The organism is Paraburkholderia sp. CNPSo 3076 (genome assembly GCF_026343935.1).
Classification (GTDB): domain Bacteria; phylum Pseudomonadota; class Gammaproteobacteria; order Burkholderiales; family Burkholderiaceae; genus Paraburkholderia; species Paraburkholderia nodosa.
Genome location: NZ_JAPMAL010000012.1, coordinates 123629 through 141497, shown reverse-complemented (window position 1 = coordinate 141497; position 17869 = coordinate 123629). Strand labels below are relative to the sequence as shown.

Here is a 17869-nt window from a genome sequence, read left to right as displayed (position 1 = left end):
TCTTAGCCGGGATTAACCGGCATGCGGCGGCTGGCCCGCGAAACGCGGCGCAGGTGCGCCGTTGGGATGCCCATCGGGGTGGCGATGATGGCCAGCATTCGTATTCGTATTCGCATTCGCATTGGCGCTGGCGCTGGCGCTGGCGTTCGCGTTGCGGTTCGGCGCGGGCGGCGGGCGATGTTGGGCGGTGTGCGCCGGCGGATGCCCGCCCGGCTGCAGCCGGTAGCCATGGGGCGGCGCGCCGTGCGGCTGCATCGTCACGCGCACGCGCTGGGGCTCGGGCATGCGCGCGTGCTGCATCGGCAGATGGCCTTCGTTGTGCGCCATCACCACGCGCAGTTCCGCGCGGCGATGCAGGACTTCGCCGCGCAGGTCACCGCGGCCATAGTAGCGGCGCTGGCGGTGGCCGTCCGGTCCCGCGATCCAGATATACGTGCTGCCGCCGGCGTAGACCACGTCGCGGTCGAGCACGACCGAAACATAAGCGTCGTAAGGCTGCGGCACATAGACGGGTTGCGCGACGACGACAGGCGGGGGCGGCGGCGAGGGAGCGACGACCACGGTCGTCGGGCGTGCGGGTGCGGTGGCGACGCGGGGGCTTGAGACGCAGCCGCTGATCAGCACGGTTGCGGCCAGGGTTCCGAACAAGACAGATGCAGATGGCAGAGCGCGTGGTTTCGCGTGCAAGCGGGACTCCGGAATGAGGGGTTGCTGGTCCCGTGTGTTAACGGCAAATGCCCGAGGCGCTTGAGCAAGCGCCCCTCGATGCGCGACCTCCATCGCGTTCAGCCATCCGTTTTTCGCATACCAGCGTTGCCAATTTGTGATTTTACGATGGCATATCGGCTTCCTATACTCCCCCGGAAAACGTACCGATGAAGTACCGATTCCGGAGACAGCCCCGCCATGAACGCCCCAGACCGTGCCGCCGTAGACGCCGCATCGCTAGCCGCATCCGTTTCGCTCGACGATAAATACACGCTGGAAAAAGGCCGCGTGTACATCAGCGGCACCCAGGCGCTGGTGCGCCTGCCCATGCTGCAAAAGGCGCGCGACCGCAAGGCCGGCCTGAATACCGCGGGCTTCGTCTCCGGCTATCGCGGCTCGCCGCTCGGCGCGCTCGACCAGTCGCTCTGGAAGGCGAAAAAGCATCTCCAGGCCCACGACGTCGTGTTCCAGCCCGGCGTGAACGAGGACCTCGCCGCCACCGCCGTGTGGGGCACGCAGCAGATCAATCTCTGGCCCGGCGCGCAGCGCGACGGCGTGTTCGGCATGTGGTACGGCAAGGGCCCCGGCGTCGACCGCACCGGCGACGTGTTCAAGCACGCCAACTCCGCGGGCAGCGACGCGCGCGGCGGCGTGCTCGTGCTCGCGGGCGACGACCACGCGGCGAAGTCGTCCTCGGTCGCGCACCAGTCCGAGCACGCGCTCATTGCGGCGGGCATTCCCGTGCTCTATCCCGCGAACGTGCAGGAGTATCTCGACTACGGTTTGCACGGCTGGGCCATGAGCCGCTACTCGGGCTTGTGGGTCGCCATGAAGTGCGTGACCGACGTGATCGAATCGACCGCGTCGATCGATCTCGACCCGGACCGCGTGGAAATCGTCACGCCCGCCGACTACACCATGCCCGAAGGCGGCCTCAATATCCGCTGGCCCGACACGCCGCTCGCTCAGGAAGCGCGCCTGCTCGACGAGAAGTGGTATGCCGCGCTCGCCTATGTGCGCGCGAACCGGCTGAACCGCGTGGTGATCGATTCGCCGCGCGCACGCTTTGGCATCATGACCGCCGGCAAGGCGTATCTCGACGTGCGCCAGGCGCTCACCGACCTCGGCCTCGACGACGAAACCTGCGCGCAGATCGGCGTGCGCGTGCTCAAGGTGGGCTGTGTGTGGCCGCTTGACGCGCAGGACGCGCGTGGCTTCGCCACCGGGCTCGAAGAAATTCTCGTGGTGGAGGAAAAGCGCCAGATTCTCGAATACGCGCTCAAGGAAGAGCTATACAACTGGCGCGAAGACGTGCGCCCCAAGATCTACGGCAAATTCGACGAGCGCGACAACGAAGGCGGCGAATGGTCGGTGCCGCGCGGCAACTGGCTGCTGCCCGCGCACTACGAACTCTCGCCCGCGCTGATCGCCAAGGCGATTGCGCGGCGTCTCGCGCGCGCCGACGTGCCCGAGGAAGTCCGCGCGCGCATGCTCGCGCGCGTGGCGATCATCGAGGCGAAGGAGCGCGAGGCAGCGAAGCCGCGCGTGACGGTGGAGCGCAAGCCATGGTTCTGCTCGGGCTGTCCGCACAATACCTCGACGAACGTGCCTGAAGGCTCGCGTGCACTGGCGGGCATTGGCTGCCACTACATGTCGATGTGGATGGACCGCAAGACCGAAACGTTCAGCCAGATGGGCGGCGAGGGCGTGGCGTGGCTCGGCCAGATGCACTTCTCGGGCGACCAGCACGTGTTCGTGAACCTCGGCGACGGCACCTACTTTCACTCAGGACTGCTGGCGATTCGCGCGGCCATCGCATCGAACGCCAACATCACCTACAAGATTCTCTACAACGACGCGGTGGCGATGACGGGCGGCCAGCCCGTGGACGGCGTGCTCACCGTGCCGCAGATCGCGCATCAGGTGCATGCCGAAGGGGCGAAGCGCATCGTCATCGTCACGGACGAGCCGCAAAAATACGACGCGAAGATCGTATTACCGCCTGGCGTGGACGTTCACCATCGCGACCAGCTCGATAGCGTGCAGCGCACGTTGCGCGAAATCGCCGGCACCACCGTGCTGATCTACGACCAGACCTGCGCCACCGAAAAGCGCCGCCGCCGCAAGCGCGGCGCCTATCCCGACCCGGCGCGCCGCGCGTTCATCAACGACGCCGTGTGCGAGGGCTGCGGCGACTGCTCGGTGCAGTCGAACTGCCTTTCCGTCGAGCCGCTCGATACGCCGCTCGGCACGAAGCGCAAGATCAACCAGTCGTCGTGCAACAAGGACTTTTCGTGCGTGAAGGGCTTTTGCCCGAGCTTCGTGACGGCCGAGGGCGCGCAGTTGCGCAAGCCGCGCGCGGCGAACGTGTCCAGCGCCGCATCGATCGATTTCGACGCGTTGCCCATGCCGGTGCTCCCGCAACTGGCGAAGCCTTACGGCATTCTCGTGACGGGCGTGGGCGGCACGGGTGTCGTGACGATCGGCGGCCTGATCGGCATGGCCGCGCATCTTGCGGGCAAGGGCGTGACCGTACTCGACATGGCCGGGCTCGCGCAAAAGGGCGGCGCCGTGCTGAGCCACGTGCAGGTGGCGGCGACGCCCGCCGCCTTGCACGCCACGCGCATCGCCACGGGCGAGGCGCGCCTCGTGATCGGCTGCGACGCGATCGTCTCAGCTTCTGGCGACGTGCTTTCGCGCACCCAGCATGGCGTGACGGTCGCGGCGATCAACAGCGGCGCGACGCCGACTGCGGAATTCGTCAAGAATCCCAAGTGGACGTTCCCGGGCGCACAAACCGAGGCTGAACTGCGCGCGAGCATCGGCGAGGGCTGTTCGTTCGTGGACGCCAATGCGCTCGCGCTGGCCTTGCTCGGCGACACGATCTACAGCAACCCGCTGCTGCTGGGCTATGCGTGGCAAAAGGGCTGGCTGCCGCTCGAACTCGCGCATCTGCGTCGCGCGATCGAACTCAACGCCGTGGCCGTGGAGAAGAACCAGCAGGCGTTCAACTGGGGGCGCTACGTCGCGCATCATGGTGAGGCGGTCGTGCGCGCGCTCACCAAAACACCGGCAGAAGCGCAAGCCATCGTTCTGCGCATGCCCGAATCGCTCGACAAGCTGATTGCCGCGCGCGAAGCGTTGCTCACCACGTATCAGAACGCCGCCTATGCGGAGCAATATCGCCACGTCGTCGAGCGCATTCGCGTGAAGGAGACGGCGCTCGGCGGCGACGTGAAGCTGCCGCTCACGCGCGCCGTGGCCGTGAATCTCGCGAAGCTCATGGCCTACAAGGACGAATACGAGGTTGCGCGTCTGTATGCCGATCCTGCGTATCTGCAGAAGCTGCGCGAGCAGTTCGAAGGCGAGCCGGGACGCGACTACAAGCTGAACTTCTGGCTCGCGCCGCCGCTGTTCGCGAAGCGCGACGAGCACGGTCATCTCGTGAAGCGCCGTTTCGGTCCGTGGGTGCTGCCGGTGTTGCGCACGCTGGCCCGCATGAAGGGGCTGCGCGGCACGGCGTTCGACGTGTTCGGCAAGACCGAAGAGCGTCGCGACGAACGCCGCTCGATTGCGCAATACGTGGCGCTCGTGGACGAATTCTGCGCGAGCCTCGACGCGCAGCGCCTGCCCGCCGCGCTGCAGCTGGCGGCGCTGCCCGACGAGATTCGCGGCTTCGGCCACGTCAAGGCGCGCAATCTCGCTGCGGCCGGGAAAAAGCAGGAGCGCTTGCTGGCCGACTACCGCACGAGCGCCACGCAGCGCGCCACGGCGTAACCCGCCAACAAGGATCAGGGCAGCAGGCGCCTGCCGATCAAGCGCGGCAGGCGCAGCGCCAACCCGCTCACGAGTCGAAGATGCATGCCCGCGAGCAGCAGGTTGTCGCGCACGTAATTGAAATGCGAAACGCCGCCTTCATCGGCGCCGAAGTAGCGCACCGGTGCTTCGATCTGGATCGGCCGCACGCCGGCCCAGCACAGGCGCACGGCCGCCTCGGGATCGAAGTCGAAGCGGCGCATCCACGTCTGGCGGTGCATGATCGCCTTGAGCGGCGCGATCGGATACACGCGAAAGCCGTAAAGCGAATCGCCGATGCCGGCCCACAGCGTCTCGAAGTCGGCAAAGAGGTTCGAGAGGCGTCGTCCCTGCACGCGCAGTTGCGGCGCGCTCGCGTCGAACTTCGGCAGGCCCAGCACCATGGCTTCGGGCGCGGCCTGCGAGGCGGCCATGAATTCGGGAATCAGCGCGGCGGGGTGCTGGCCGTCGGAGTCCATCGTCAGCACGTGCGTGAATCCGCGCGCCGCGGCGGCTTCGAGCCCCGCGAGCACCGCGCCGCCCTTGCCCCGGTTGTCGGGCAGCACGATGACGTGCAGGCCGGGGTCCTCGTTGGCCATGGCCTGCAGGCGCGCGGCGCTGCCGTCCGTGCTGCCGTCCACCACGACCCACACGGGGTTCCATTGCTCGCGTGCGCCGCGCACGGTCTCGTCGAGCTTGGCGCCCGGGTTGTAGCTCGGGATCAGGACGAGATGCGTGGACGAAGGCGTGGACATGGCAGCGGGCGCCTCTACAGCGTGAGACCCTGAAAAAATTCTAGGTCGCGCCGCTGCGCGCGCATAACCGCCGGGGCGGGCGTCCGGCGCATTGTGCGCGGGGACTTCGTATCCGGATGCTTCGGCGCTCGCGCCCGTGCTTGTGCCGGGCGCGGAGCGCGACTGCCGCTTTGCGTCGAAGGGTTGCACAGACACTCGTATTTCCTCAGAAGATGCAGCAGCGGAAAACGCGCCGCGTGTTCAGGCCAGGCCGCCGTTGATCGAGAGCACTTGCCCTGTCACGTAGGCGGCCGCGTCGGACACCAGGTACGCCACCATGGCCGCGACTTCCGCGGGCTGGCCGGCGCGCTGCGCGGGCACGAGCTGCTTGATGCGCTCGACGGGAAACGCGTGCTCCGCCATCGGCGTGGCGATAATGCCGGGCGCCACGGCGTTCACGGTAATGCCGCGCGAAGCCAGCTCCAGCGAGAGCGATTTCGTCGCGCCGATCAGGCCGGCCTTCGCCGCCGCGTAGTTCGCCTGGCCGCGATTGCCCATTACACCCGCGAGCGAGGCGATGTTGACGATGCGTCCGCGGCGTGTGCGGATCATCGGCATGAGAAGCGGCTGCGTCACGTTGAAAAAGCCGTTGAGCGAGACGTCGATCACGCGGCGCCATTGCTCCCGCCGCATGCCGACTAGCGGCGCGTCGTCGTGAATGCCCGCGTTGTTCACCAGGATCTGCACGGGCGCGTCTTCCACGAGCCGTGCGAGCGCGGCTTCGGCCGCGTCGGCGTCGGTCACGTCGAAGGCAATGGCGTGCGCGCTGCCGCCCGCCGCGACGATGCGCTGCGCGATGGCCTCGGCTTCGGCCAGCCGCCGGTTCGCGTGCACCCAGACCTCGTGGCCCGCCTGCGCGAGCGCAACGCTGATGGCCTGCCCGAGTGCGCCGCTGCCGCCTGTCACGAGTGCACGCATGGGGTTTCCTCCCTCAATCCTGGCCGGGTGCTGGCCAGCGCCGGCAGTCATGGCACCGCGCGCCGCGCACGTCAGCGCACGCGGTGCGCCGCGACATAGGCGGCAAGCGTACCGAGCGTCGCGAAGATCTTTTCGTTTTCCGGATTGTCCGAGCGCAGTTCGAAGCCGTACTTCTTCGAGATCAGCAGCGCAATTTCCAGAATGTCGATCGAGTCGAGCCCGAAGCCTTCGCCGTAGAGCGGGGTGTCGGCGCTCACTTCGTCGAGGGAGACATCTTCGAGATTCAGCTCTTTCACGATCTGCGTGGCGAGCTCTTGTTCCAGTGCGTTCATCATGCGTGGGCTCTCCGGGCGTGCGGGCCAAAAGCGCCGGCCACCCGTTTTTAGGGTTCGTTTGATGTAAAAGTTACCAGGATTCTAAGTGAAGGGTATCGGTGCGTATACCGTGCTCCCAGGCGAAAGGGTTACAGAGGGTCGGTGCCAGGCGGCGCGCATTTTTGGGATCGGAACGCGCGAGACGCTTGCACGGCTTCGGGCCTGTCTGGATCGGACAAAAGCCCCGCCCGGCGCGATTCCGAACATTCAGTTACAAACCGGCGTCTGGCAGGACAGGTGATCGGGTCCCGCCAATCTTAAAATGTGCGTGCCCGAACAGGCGTGCAAGAAACCGGTCCGATACTTGCATTTCTTATGATGTTTCGTGGCACTTGCCACACCCTACGATTCACTTACGACTTCATTTGCGATATTTGCCAGATGCCTTCTTCGCTCAGTCAGACCGCCCTGGGGCGCACCGGGGCCATACGCCCGCCGGCGCCGTGCGCACGGCAGGCTGGCGCGCGCGTGCGCGGAGGCGGGCGATGAGCGCCGTGGCTGCGGCGGCGCGCGCGGCGCTTGGCGTGGCGGCGGTGGCCGCCTGGCAAGTCGGGGCGCACTACGCGGTGGCGACGCCGGGCGCGCACGGCTTCGGCCTTGCCATGGCGCTCGTGCCCCCGCTCGCGATCGCGCTGGCCGCCGTCGCGCGCTCGCCGCGCCGGGCGTGGCTGCTGCCGCTCTGGACGCTCGTGGTGCTCGCGCTATGGTTTATGCGCACGCCGCTTGCTTTGCACTTTGAATGGGGACTGTATCTGGAGCATGTCAGCTTCAACCTCGCGATGGCGCTGCTGTTCGGGCGCACGCTCGCGGCGGGGCGCGTGCCGCTTTGCACGCAGTTCGCGTCGATGATCCACGGCGGCACGCTGACGCCGGCCGTCGCGCGCTATACGCGCCAGATCACGCTCGCGTGGACGCTCTTTTTCGTCGCGATTGCCGGGGTTTCGACGCTGATGTTCGCGATTGCACCGATCGTCGCGTGGTCGACGTTCGCCAACTATCTGGCCTTGCCGCTCGTGGCGGTGATGTTCGTCGCCGAGCACGCATGCAGGCGTTTCGTGCAGCCTGGCGAGCCGAATGCCGGCATGCTCGACGCGATCCGCGCATACCGGCAGACGACCCAGGCGCACGCGGAGCAATCCTGATCATGGATGCCGCTCGCCAGCCTGAATCAAAGCAGGGAACAACGCAGGAATCCGTATTGACTGAAGTTATGCAGACTCATCCGCTCGTTTTTCATACGTCGCCCGACCAGGTCATTGCCTGGCGCGACGGCGCGCCCGTCACGGTGCGCGCGTTCCTCGCCGATGTCACGCGTGTGGCCGCGGCGCTGCCGGCGGGCGGCCACGTGTTCAACGTCTGCCGCGACCGCTACCGCTTTACCGTCGGCCTGTGCGCGGCGCTCGTCTCCGGCCGCATCAGCCTGCTGCCCTCCACGCAGACGCCGGAGACGGTGCGCCAGCTCGCCTCGTTCGCCCCCGACACGTTCTGCCTGCACGACGCGCCCGATTGCGCGATCGACCTGCCGCGTTTCGCCTGGCCCGAAGCCCAGCAGGAAGCCGACGGGGACGCGCCGTTCGTCGTCCCGCAGATCGACGCCTCGCGCGTCATGGCCTACGTGTTCACGTCGGGGTCCACCGGCGCGCCGGTGCCGCATGGCAAAACGTGGGGCGTGCTGGTGGCGGGCGTGCGCGCGGCGGCCGAGCGGCACGGCCTGGTGGGCGCGCACGACTGCACGATCGTCGGCACGGTGCCGCCGCAGCACATGTACGGCTTCGAAGTGACCGTGCTGCTCCCGCTGATCGGCGGCTTCGCGTTCAGCAACCGGCTGCCGTTCTATCCCGTCGATATCCGCGATGAACTCGAAGCGGTGCCGCACCCGCGCGTGCTCGTGACCTCGCCGATCCATCTGCGTGCGCTGCTCGCCACCGATCACGCGCTGCCGCAGGCCGAGCTGGTGCTCTCCGCCACCGCGCCGCTCTCGGAAAAGCTCGCGCTCGAAGCGGAAGCGCGCCTGAAGGCGCCGCTGGTCGAAATCTACGGCAGCACCGAAACCGGCCAGATTGCCACGCGCCGCACCGCGAAGGGGGCGACGTGGCAACTGTTTCCGAAGGTTCGCTTCGAAGCGCGCGAAAGCGCGGCTCCGGACGATGAAGGCCCGACGATGTGGGTCTCGGGCGGCCACGTGGAAGCGCCGGTGCCGATGGGCGACGCCATCGAACTGCTCGATGCGCAGCGTTTCCTGTTGCACGGGCGTAAGGCTGACCTCATCAACATCGCAGGCAAACGGACCTCGCTCGCCTACCTCAACCATCAGCTCAACGCGATTCCGGGCGTGGTGGACGGCGTGTTCTTCATGCCTGACCACCTCGAGCACGACGCGCACACGGGCCACGACGTCGTGCAGCGCCTCGTCGCGCTCGTGGTCGCGCCGACGCTTGCGCTCGCCGGCCTGCAGCGCGCGCTGCGCGAGCGCATCGATCGCGCGTTTCTGCCGCGTCCGCTGCTGTTTGTCGATGCCCTGCCGCGCAACGACACCGGCAAGCTGCCGCACGACCTGCTCGCGGCGTTCGTCGCGCGGCAGATGCGTGGCGGCCTCGCGCCCGCCGCGAAGGACGGGGGCGAAGGTTTGGCCAAACCGGCGCTCACGCTTTCGTTCACGATTCCCGCCGATCATCCCGCGCTGCCTGGCCACTTCCCGGGTCACCCGATCGTGCCCGGCGTCGTGCTGCTCGATCACGCCATCGACGCGATCGGCGACGCGCTGAACCGGCCGTTCACCACGTTCAAGCTCAGCACCGCGAAATTCCTGAGCCCGGCCGCGCCCGGCGAAACGCTCGACCTCGCCTGGGACGCGGCGGCGAGCGGCGCGATCCGCTTCACGCTGCGTGCGGGCGTGCGCGATGTCGCGAGCGGCGTCATCAGCGACGCACTCGCCGACGCACCCGGCGCCGAGCCGATCACGCGCGCGAGCGCGCAAACCGGAGCGCAGCCATGACGAAGCGCACCGACTGGGCAAACCAGCAGGAGCGCAGCAACACGCTGCTCCTGCGCGTTATGACGTGGCTCTCGCTGCGCCTCGGCCGCCGCGCGGGCCGCGCGCTGCTGCATTTGATCGCGCTGTATTTCGTGCTGTTTTCGCCGCGCGCGTGCGCGTCCTCGCGCGACTACCTGCGCCGCGTGCTGGGCCGCCCGGCGCACTGGCGCGACGTCTACCGCCACGTGTTCACGTTCGCCTCGACGATCCACGACCGCATCTATCTGGCCAACGCGCGCTTCGACATGTTCGATGTCCGCCCGCACGGCCATACGCTCGTGGACGAAACACTCGCCAAGGGGCGCGGCGTGTTCCTGATGGGCGCGCATCTCGGCAGCTTCGAGATCGTGCGCGCGCTCGGCCGCACGCGGCCCGACCTGCGCGTGGTCGTGACGATGTACGAAGAGAATGCGCAGAAGATCAACGCGACGCTCGCCGCCGTGAATCCCGCGGCGAAGCCCGAAGTGATCGGGCTCGGCCAGGTCGGCTCGATGCTGAAGGTGCACGAGCGTCTTGACCAGAACTGCATGGTGGGCATGCTCGCGGACCGCACGCTGCTCGCCGGCGACACCGCCACCATGCGGCGCATGGCGTTTCTCGGCGAGCCGGCGGCGTTCCCGCTCGGGCCGCTCTACATGGCGGCGATGCTCAAGCGCCCAGTGCTCTTCATGACGGGCCTGTATCGCGGCGGCAACCGCTACGACGTGCACTTCGAAACGCTGGCGGACTTCACCGACGTGCCGCGCGAGTCGCGCCAGCGCGCCATCGACGCGGCGCTCGTGCGCTACGTCACGCTGCTCGACCGCTATTGCCGTATGGCGCCGTACAACTGGTTCAACTACTACGACTTCTGGCAGGGCGGCATGCAGGGCGCGAAGGCTGGCGCACCGGCACCCGCGCCGGCACCCGCGCCGGCACCGGCAAGCGTTGCGCCCCGTGCGCCGGCGCCGGCCCCGCTGCGCCGCCGCGAGACGCGCCCCCATGCCGAGCTTCCCGTGCGCGAGGTGACCGACGCATGAGCGCGAACCGCCGTTCCGCAACCTTGCGCGCGCGCTGCCTGCGTGCGCTGGCGAGCGCCGCTTTCATCGCCGCTTCCATCATGACGGCGGCCGCGCCCGTCGTGCCGGCACAGGCTGCCGAGACGGCGCAGCCCGCCTGGACGCTCGACCGCCTGATGTCCACGCTCGCGCAGCACAAGTCCGGCCACGCGAGCTTCACCGAGACGAAGTACCTCTCGATCGCCACCCAGCCCGTGGAGTCGTCGGGCGAACTCGTGTTCGTCGCGCCCGATCATCTGGAAAAGATCACGCAGAACCCGAAGCCCGAGCACCTCGTGGTGGATGGCGACATGTTGACGGTGCAGCGCGAGAACCACAAATACACGCTGGCGCTCGCGCGCTATCCGGAGCTGGGCGCGTTCATCGAGAGCATCCGTGCGACGCTCGCGGGCAACCGCTTCGCGCTGGAGCAGGTGTACAAGGTCGCGCTCACGGGTGAGGGCGACGACTGGACGCTCACGCTCACGCCGCTCGACTCGCGCATGCGCAAGGTGGTGAGCACGATCACGATAGACGGCACGCGCGACGCGATGCGCAGCGTCGCGATCCAGCAGGCAGACGGCGATCATTCGGTGATGCGCCTGCACGCCCTTACCGCGGACGCGAACTGATGGACCCGCGCGCCCATCCGGTCCTTGCGCGCGGCTTCGCGCTCGTGCAGCGGCGCGCCGTTGCGGTGTGGCTGCTGTGCCTCGTCGCGTGCGCAGTGGCGATCGGCCGCGCGAACTTCACCGCCGATCTCTCGGCGTTTCTGCCGCGCTCGCCGAGTCCCACGCAGCAAGTGCTCGTCGATCAACTGCGCGACGGTCTGGCTTCCCGGCTCATTCTCATCGGCATCGACGGCGGCTACGAAAGCACGCGCGCGGAGCTTTCGCGCCGCGTGGCGGCGAGCTTGCGCGCCGACCCGCAATTCGTGGCGATTCACAACGGCTCGGGCCAGAACGACGTGCGCGACGAGCAGTTCATGTTCGCGCACCGCTATGTGCTGAGCCCCGCGGTCACGCCGCAACACTTCACGGATCAGGGGCTGCATGAGGCGCTGGGCGAGAGCCTCGATCTGCTGACTTCGTCGGCGGGGCTGGTTGCCAAGGACCTGCTGCCGCGCGACCCGACTGGCGAAGTGGCGGCGATGGTCGGCCAGCTCGACAGCGCGGCGCAGCCTGCGAGCCGCGGCGGCGTATGGGCCTCGCGCGACGGCCGGCGCGCCGTGCTGGTGGCGCAAACGGCGGCCGCCGGCTCCGACACGGACGCCCAGTCCCACGCCATCGACGCCGTGCGCGCCGCCTTTGCCGCCGCCACGCGCACCTTGCCCAATGCTTCGGCCTACCAGGTATCGCTGACGGGGCCGGGCGTGTTCGGGGTCGCCACGCGCGACGCCATTCGCCACGACGTGGAACGCCTCTCCACCCTGAGCCTCGTGCTGATCGTCGCGCTGCTGCTCACGCTATACCGTTCGCCGCGCACGCTGGGGCTCGGGCTCTTGCCGGTGTTCTCAGGCGTGGCGGTGGGCATTGCCACGGTTTCGCTCGTGTTCGGCACGGTGCATGGCTTGACGCTCGGCTTCGGCACGACGCTGATGGGCGAGGCGGTGGACTACTCGATCTATCTGTTCGTGCAGTCGTCGCAAGGCGGCCCGCGCGGTGCACCGCAGGGCCCCGAGACGATGCGTGCATGGCTTGCCGCTTACTGGCCGACCATTCGCCTTGGTGTGCTCACCTCGGTGTGCGGCTTCGCGACGATGCTGTTCTCGGGCTTCCCCGGCCTCGTGCAACTCGGGCTCTATTCGATTGCGGGCCTCGTAAGCGCCGCGCTCGTCACGCGCTTCGTGCTGCCGCAGCTGTGTGGCGGCGCAGTCGCGATCCGCGATGTGTCGCGCATCGGCGCGGCGCTCGCGCGCCTGGCTCACGCCGCGCCGCGCCTGCGCTGGCCGCTCGCGGCGCTCGTGCTCGCCGCGCTGGCGTCGCTCTGGCTGCATCGCGACGACCTCTGGAGCCACGAGCTTTCCTCCTTGAGCCCCGTGCCCGCCGCGAGCCAGGCGCTCGACACGCGCCTGCGCGCGGACGTGGGCGCGCCCGACGTGCGCTATCTCGTGGTGATTCCGGCCGCGAGCGAGCAGGCCGCGCTCGAAGGCGCGGAGAAGGTCGGCGCGCAGTTGCAGCCGCTGGTCGACCGTGGCGTGCTGGGCGGCTTTGAGAGCCCTGCGCGCTACCTGCCGAGCGACGCCACCCAGCGTGCGCGTCTCGCGAGCCTGCCCGGCAAGGACGTGCTCGCGGCGCGCCTGCAGGCGGCGATCAGGAACCAGCCGGTGGACGTGAGGCCCGACGCCTTCACGCCGTTCCTCGCCGACGTCGAGGCGGCGCGCAACGCGCCGCTCATCACGCGCGCGGACCTCAAGGGCACGTCGATGGCGCTCGCCGTCGATGCGCTCCTGACCCAGCGCGACGGTCAATGGAACGCGATGCTCGCCTTGCGCGCGCCGCGCCATTCACAAAGCGCGCAGGCCGCGCAGGCCGTGAATACGCCGAGCCTCGACGCCAGTTCCGTGAGCGACGCCGTCGCCCGTGCGGACGTGCCGGGCGCACTCTTCGTCGACATGAAGGCCGAAGCCGACCGCATGTACGTGGACTATGTGCACGAAGATATTCGCCTCTCGCTCGCGGGTTTCGTCGTCATCGTCGCGCTGCTGGTGTTCGCACTGCGCTCGGTCTCGCGCGCGGCGCGTGCGCTCGCGCCGCTCGTCGCGGCGGTGCTGGTCGTGGCGGCGGGATTCGCGCTGGCGGGCGTATCGCTCACCATTCTGCATCTGGTCGGCATGCTGCTCATCGTCGCGGTGGGCTCGAACTATGCGCTGTTCTTCTGCAAGCGCGACGGCGAAGCGGGCATCACGCCGCGCACGCTCGTCTCGCTGCTCGTCGCCAATCTCGCGACGGTGGCGGGCTTCGGTCTGCTCTCGCTGTCTCATGTGCCGCTGCTCGAAACGTTCGGGCTGACGGTCGGGCCGGGCGCGATGCTCGCGCTCGTGTTCGCGGCGATTCTCGCGCCGCCGCTCGTGCGCAGCAGCGCTGAGGTGCACGTGGCTGCCGATACCCCTGAGCAGCAGCGGCCTGCGCGCCCGCGCACCGAACGCGCACAGATGACCCACCCGCACGGAGGCCGCGCATGAACTCGGCTTCGTTGCCCGCTACGCGTGTGACGCCCGCGTCCGCCACGGCGCGCCGCTGGAAGCCGTCGCCCTTCATTGGCGGCGCGGCGGCGCTGCATGCGGGCGCCGCCGCCGCCCTGGTCGCGCAGCCGCACGCGTGGCCGTGGGCCGCGGGCAGCGTGGTGGCCTCGCATCTCGCACTGACCGCCGCGGGGCTGTGGCCGCGCAGCGCGCTGCTCGGCCCGAACTGGACGCGCCTGCCCGAACACGCGGGGCAGCGCATCGCGCTCACCATCGACGATGGTCCGGACCCCGAAGTGACGCCGCACGTGCTCGACCTGCTTGACCATTTCGATGTGCGCGCAACGTTCTTCTGTATTGGCGAGCTGGCGCAACGCTACCCGCATCTGGTCGAAGCGATCGTGGCGCGCGGCCACGCCGTGGAGAACCATAGCCAGCGCCATCGGCATACGTTTTCGCTTTCGGGGCCGCTCGTGATGAAGCGCGAGATCGCGGCGGCGCAGCGCACGCTCACCGAAATCGCGGGTACGCCGCCGCGCTTTTTCCGCGCACCGGCGGGCCTGCGCAATCCGTTCCTCGAGCCGGTGCTGTGCGGCCTCGGCCTGCACCTCGCGAGCTGGACGCGGCGCGGCTTCGACACCTGCGCGAAAGAGGCCGGCACGGTCACGCACCGCTTGCTCGATGGCCTCGCTGCGCGCGATATCCTGCTCGTGCACGACGGCCACGCGGCGCGCGACGCGCGCGGCAAGCCGCTCGTGCTCGACGTGCTGCCGCTGCTCCTGCGCGCCACCGCCGAACGCCAGCTGCAGTGGACCACACTGCGCGCGTGCCTCGACGGCGAAGCCGGTCAACCCTGATTCCACCGCTGCGCCAACGGAACGACTGACGTGAAACCACTGATCCTTTCGCATTTCACCGCTACCAGCTGCCTGGGGCGCGGGCTCGACGCGACGCTCGACGCGCTGCGCGGCAAGCGCGGTGGGCTCGCGCGCTGCGACTTCGCGCGCGCGGACCTCGATACGTGGATAGGCGAGGTGGCGGGCCTCGAAAGCGAGACGCTGCGCCCCGATCTGGAGGACTACGCGTGCCGCAACCACCGTCTCGCGCAGATCGGCTTCACGCAGGACGGTTTCGCCGAACACATTGAGGCCGCCGTCGCGCGCTATGGCGCCGAGCGCGTGGGTGTGTTCGTCGGCACCAGCACCTCGGGCATTCTCGAAACCGAGAACGCCTACCGGCAGCGCGACCTGGAAAGCGGCGCGCTCAAGCCGGGCTTTCATTATGCGCAGACGCACAACCCGTTCGCGCTGGCCTCGTTCGTGCGCGCATACTTCGGCCTGCGCGGGCCGGCCACGTCGATTTCTTCCGCCTGTTCTTCGGGCGCGAAGGTGTTTGGCTCCGCGCGCCGCATGATCGAAGCGGGGCTGATCGATGCGGCCGTGGTGGGCGGCGTCGATTCGCTGTGCCTGACGACGCTGTACGGTTTCAACTCGCTCGAACTGCTGTCGCGCGATCCGTGCCGCCCGTTCGACGTGAACCGCAACGGCATTTCGATCGGCGAGGCCGCTGCGTTCGCCTTCCTCGAGCGCACGCCCGACACGCTGGACGACGACGCCATCCTGCTGCTCGGCGTGGGCGAATCGAGCGACGCGCATCACATGTCGTCGCCGCATCCCGAAGGGCTGGGCGCGCGCGCCGCGATGGCGCAGGCGCTTGCCGCCGCGGGCGTGGCCGCCAGCGAAATCGGCTACATCAACCTGCATGGCACGGCAACGCCGAGCAACGACGTCGCCGAAAGCCGCGCGATCAATGCGTTGTTCGAGCGCACGCCGTGCAGCTCGACCAAGGGCGCGACAGGACATACGCTCGGCGCGGCCGGCGCGCTAGAAGCCGTGATCGCGGCGCTCGCGCTGCGCCATCGATTCGTACCCGCCGGCGTCAACACCACGCAGCCCGACGCCGCGCTCGGCCTCGACTACGTGCTGGAGAGCCGCGAGGCGCAAGTGGGCGCCGCGCTCAGCAATTCATTCGGTTTTGGCGGGACGAATTGCAGCCTCCTGTTCGGCCGCGCGGACCGCGCACATCACGGATGACCGCCATGAAACTTTCCGCATTCATCGAAAGCGTCGGCGTGATCGGTCCGGGTCTCGCCAACTGGCCGCAGACGGCCGACGTGCTCGCCGCGCGCACGCCCTACGCGAGCGCACGCACGGTGCTGCCGCCGCCGGAGGGGCTGCCGGCGGCCGAGCGCCGCCGCACCGGGGCGGTCGTCAAGACCGCGCTCGCCGTGGGCCACGAAGCCGTCGCGGCGAGCGGCCGCGACGCGACGACGCTTGCCGCCGTGTTCGCGGCCTCGGGTGGCGATGGTCAGAACTGCCACATAATCTGCGATGCGCTTGCCGGCGACGACCGCCTGCTTTCGCCCACGCGTTTTCACAACTCGGTGCACAACGCGCCCGCGGGCTACTGGAGCATCGCGACGCGCGATCGCGCCACGTCGAACGTGCTGTGCGCGCACGACGGCAGCTTCGCAGCGGGGCTGCTCGAGAGCGCGTGCCAGGTGGCCGTGGATGGCGTGCCCACCTTGCTGATCGCCTACGACGCCGACTATCCCGAGCCGCTGCACGCGCTGCGTCCCGTGGCCGATGCATTCGGCGTCGCGCTCGTGCTCGCGCCGCAGGCGAGCGCGTCGACGCTCGCGCGCCTCGACGTGACGCTCACCGAAGCGCTCGCGACGCAGCTCGCTTCGCCCGAACTCGAAGCGCTGCGCACCAATAATCCCGCCGCGCGCGTGCTGCCGCTGCTCGAAGCGCTCGCGTGCGTGGACGAATCCGGCCAGCCTGCGAGCGTGGTGATCGACTACATGCCCGAGTTGCGCGTGCAAATCGACGTCACGCCCCTGGACGCGTCTGGGGAGGGCGCATGACGACGCAAGCCACCCTCCCGGCTACGCTTGCGGACGTGATCGCGAACGCCGCGCCGAGCGCGCCGCTCGACCGCGCATGGATCGCGGCGCGCATCCCGCACAGCGGCGCGATGTGCCTGCTCGACGCGGTACAGGTGTGGGACGAAACGCGTATCCGCTGCGTGGCGACCAGCCATCGCGATCCGCACAACCCGCTGCGCTCGCGCGGCCGCCTTGCGGCGGTGTGTGGCGTGGAGTACGCGGCGCAGGCGATGGCGGTGCATGGCGCGTTGCTCGGCGCGCTGGATGGCGCAGCGGCGGGCCGCCCGCGCGTGGGTTTTCTTGCGAGCTTGCGCAGCGTCGTGGCGCATATCGAGCGCCTCGACACGCTCGCCGCGCCGCTCGCGATCGAAGCGGAGCGCGTGAGCGGCAGCGGCAACACGATACTCTATGGTTTTACGGTGCGCGGCGAGGGCCGCGTGCTGCTCACGGGACGCGCGGCAGTCATGCTCGACGCGTCCGCAGTCATTCGATCACAATAGAAAAGGGAGCCTGATGATGAAATCCAAACGGTTCATACTTGGCGCGCTCGTGCTGGGCATGGCCAGCACGATGGCGCACGCCGACCTTCACGAAGTGAAGGAGAACATCAAGCACGACTCGAAGGAAGCGGCCACGAAAACCGGCCACGCCGCGCGCGACTTCGGCCACGCTACCGCGCACGCGGCGAAGACAGTGGGCCACGGCATCGCGCATGCGTCGCGCGAAGGCTACGAGGCCACCAAGCGCGCGACCAAGCGCGTGTTCCACAAGGACGGTAGCGGCGAAAGCAGCGATAAGAGCCAGGCGTAAGCCTTACCCTTGCCGGGCGCCTGCGTTGGTCGGCGTCCGTATTCGTGCAATGCAATCCGACGGCATCGTTTCTTGTACGGTGTCACTCGCGAGTGCATGGGGGATCGAAGGCCCCCGTAGCGTTTGTGAACAGGAAGGCCGCTCATTGATGGGCGGCTTTTTCTTTTTGGTGCTTGTGGCCCGTTCCTTCGCGATTGAGCACACCTTACGCCCGGTCGGACTTGCTGAGCTGTCTTATTCAACGACCACAAGTTAGATGGCTTCTCAA

At 68.5% G+C, this 17869-nt stretch carries 14 protein-coding genes and 1 pseudogene; 11 read left to right on the top strand and 4 right to left on the bottom strand.

What is annotated here, in order from left to right:
• Nucleotides 1-12: 12 nt before the first annotated feature.
• Nucleotides 13-648 (bottom strand): hypothetical protein, encoded by a 636-nt coding sequence (locus M3A49_RS15800; RefSeq protein ID WP_266229471.1) that lies wholly within the window; start codon nt 646-648, stop codon nt 13-15.
• A gap of 258 nt (nt 649-906) precedes the next feature.
• Here M3A49_RS15800 and M3A49_RS15795 point away from each other — a divergent pair, with 258 nt between their 5' ends.
• A complete protein-coding gene (locus M3A49_RS15795) occupies nt 907-4485 on the top strand; it encodes an indolepyruvate ferredoxin oxidoreductase family protein (RefSeq protein ID WP_266229470.1) in 3579 nt (1192 codons plus the stop codon).
• 14 nt (nt 4486-4499) lie between these two features.
• Here the strand turns inward: M3A49_RS15795 and M3A49_RS15790 are convergent, their stop codons facing one another.
• The 3 genes from M3A49_RS15790 to M3A49_RS15780 all read right to left on the bottom strand — a co-directional run bounded on the left by M3A49_RS15790 (nt 4500) and on the right by M3A49_RS15780 (nt 6547).
• Nucleotides 4500-5258 carry a glycosyltransferase family 2 protein gene (locus tag M3A49_RS15790; protein ID WP_266229469.1) on the bottom strand — a complete coding sequence of 253 codons (759 nt, stop codon included), beginning with the start codon at nt 5256-5258 and terminating at the stop codon, nt 4500-4502.
• A 240-nt stretch (nt 5259-5498) separates the two neighbouring features.
• Complete coding sequence (gene fabG / locus M3A49_RS15785; protein WP_266229468.1) at nt 5499-6215, bottom strand: 3-oxoacyl-ACP reductase FabG; 717 nt, start codon at nt 6213-6215, stop codon at nt 5499-5501.
• Nucleotides 6216-6286: 71 nt separating this feature from the next.
• Nucleotides 6287-6547, bottom strand: coding sequence for a phosphopantetheine-binding protein (locus M3A49_RS15780; protein ID WP_028202434.1), 261 nt, complete (start codon nt 6545-6547; stop codon nt 6287-6289).
• Between the two features lie 527 nt (nt 6548-7074).
• Between M3A49_RS15780 and M3A49_RS15775 the strand changes: the two genes are divergently transcribed.
• The 10 genes and pseudogenes from M3A49_RS15775 (at nt 7075) to M3A49_RS15730 (ending at nt 17601) form a co-directional block, all read left to right on the top strand.
• On the top strand, nt 7075-7731 hold the full coding sequence (locus M3A49_RS15775; protein ID WP_266229467.1) for a hypothetical protein: 657 nt from the start codon (nt 7075-7077) through the stop codon (nt 7729-7731).
• A 68-nt stretch (nt 7732-7799) separates the two neighbouring features.
• Nucleotides 7800-9584 (top strand): AMP-binding protein, encoded by a 1785-nt coding sequence (locus tag M3A49_RS15770; RefSeq protein WP_266229549.1) that lies wholly within the window; start codon nt 7800-7802, stop codon nt 9582-9584.
• A pseudogene (locus M3A49_RS15765) lies at nt 9581-10501 on the top strand (acyl-CoA synthetase); the annotation flags it as partial. The gene M3A49_RS15770 and the pseudogene M3A49_RS15765, both read left to right, overlap by 4 nt.
• A gap of 137 nt (nt 10502-10638) precedes the next feature.
• Nucleotides 10639-11292 (top strand): outer membrane lipoprotein carrier protein LolA, encoded by a 654-nt coding sequence (locus M3A49_RS15760; RefSeq protein WP_416338962.1) that lies wholly within the window; start codon nt 10639-10641, stop codon nt 11290-11292.
• Nucleotides 11292-13844: an MMPL family transporter gene (locus M3A49_RS15755; protein WP_266229466.1), complete on the top strand. Its 2553-nt coding sequence runs from the start codon at nt 11292-11294 to the stop codon at nt 13842-13844. The genes M3A49_RS15760 and M3A49_RS15755 overlap by 1 nt, the downstream gene beginning before the upstream one ends.
• Entirely contained in the window at nt 13841-14701 is an 861-nt protein-coding gene (locus tag M3A49_RS15750) for a polysaccharide deacetylase family protein (protein ID WP_266229465.1), read from the top strand. The genes M3A49_RS15755 and M3A49_RS15750 overlap by 4 nt, the downstream gene beginning before the upstream one ends.
• A gap of 30 nt (nt 14702-14731) precedes the next feature.
• Nucleotides 14732-15937: a beta-ketoacyl-[acyl-carrier-protein] synthase family protein gene (locus M3A49_RS15745; protein WP_266229463.1), complete on the top strand. Its 1206-nt coding sequence runs from the start codon at nt 14732-14734 to the stop codon at nt 15935-15937.
• A 5-nt stretch (nt 15938-15942) separates the two neighbouring features.
• Nucleotides 15943-16770: a beta-ketoacyl synthase chain length factor gene (locus M3A49_RS15740; RefSeq protein ID WP_266229461.1), complete on the top strand. Its 828-nt coding sequence runs from the start codon at nt 15943-15945 to the stop codon at nt 16768-16770.
• Nucleotides 16767-17291 carry a hotdog family protein gene (locus M3A49_RS15735; RefSeq protein WP_266229460.1) on the top strand — a complete coding sequence of 175 codons (525 nt, stop codon included), beginning with the start codon at nt 16767-16769 and terminating at the stop codon, nt 17289-17291. The genes M3A49_RS15740 and M3A49_RS15735 overlap by 4 nt, the downstream gene beginning before the upstream one ends.
• 16 nt (nt 17292-17307) lie before the next feature.
• A complete protein-coding gene (locus M3A49_RS15730) occupies nt 17308-17601 on the top strand; it encodes a hypothetical protein (RefSeq protein ID WP_266229459.1) in 294 nt (97 codons plus the stop codon).
• The last annotated feature ends 268 nt before the right edge of the window (nt 17602-17869 follow it).

Coding starts and splice junctions, on each gene's coding strand:
- M3A49_RS15795 (WP_266229470.1), top strand. CDS start 907: ATGAACGCCCCAGACCGTGCCGCCGTAGACGCCGCATCGCTAGCCGCA.
- M3A49_RS15790 (WP_266229469.1), bottom strand. CDS start 5,258: ATGTCCACGCCTTCGTCCACGCATCTCGTCCTGATCCCGAGCTACAAC.
- fabG (WP_266229468.1), bottom strand. CDS start 6,215: ATGCGTGCACTCGTGACAGGCGGCAGCGGCGCACTCGGGCAGGCCATC.
- M3A49_RS15780 (WP_028202434.1), bottom strand. CDS start 6,547: ATGAACGCACTGGAACAAGAGCTCGCCACGCAGATCGTGAAAGAGCTG.
- M3A49_RS15775 (WP_266229467.1), top strand. CDS start 7,075: ATGAGCGCCGTGGCTGCGGCGGCGCGCGCGGCGCTTGGCGTGGCGGCG.
- M3A49_RS15770 (WP_266229549.1), top strand. CDS start 7,800: ATGCAGACTCATCCGCTCGTTTTTCATACGTCGCCCGACCAGGTCATT.
- M3A49_RS15760 (WP_416338962.1), top strand. CDS start 10,639: ATGAGCGCGAACCGCCGTTCCGCAACCTTGCGCGCGCGCTGCCTGCGT.
- M3A49_RS15755 (WP_266229466.1), top strand. CDS start 11,292: ATGGACCCGCGCGCCCATCCGGTCCTTGCGCGCGGCTTCGCGCTCGTG.
- M3A49_RS15750 (WP_266229465.1), top strand. CDS start 13,841: ATGAACTCGGCTTCGTTGCCCGCTACGCGTGTGACGCCCGCGTCCGCC.
- M3A49_RS15740 (WP_266229461.1), top strand. CDS start 15,943: ATGAAACTTTCCGCATTCATCGAAAGCGTCGGCGTGATCGGTCCGGGT.
- M3A49_RS15735 (WP_266229460.1), top strand. CDS start 16,767: ATGACGACGCAAGCCACCCTCCCGGCTACGCTTGCGGACGTGATCGCG.
- M3A49_RS15730 (WP_266229459.1), top strand. CDS start 17,308: ATGAAATCCAAACGGTTCATACTTGGCGCGCTCGTGCTGGGCATGGCC.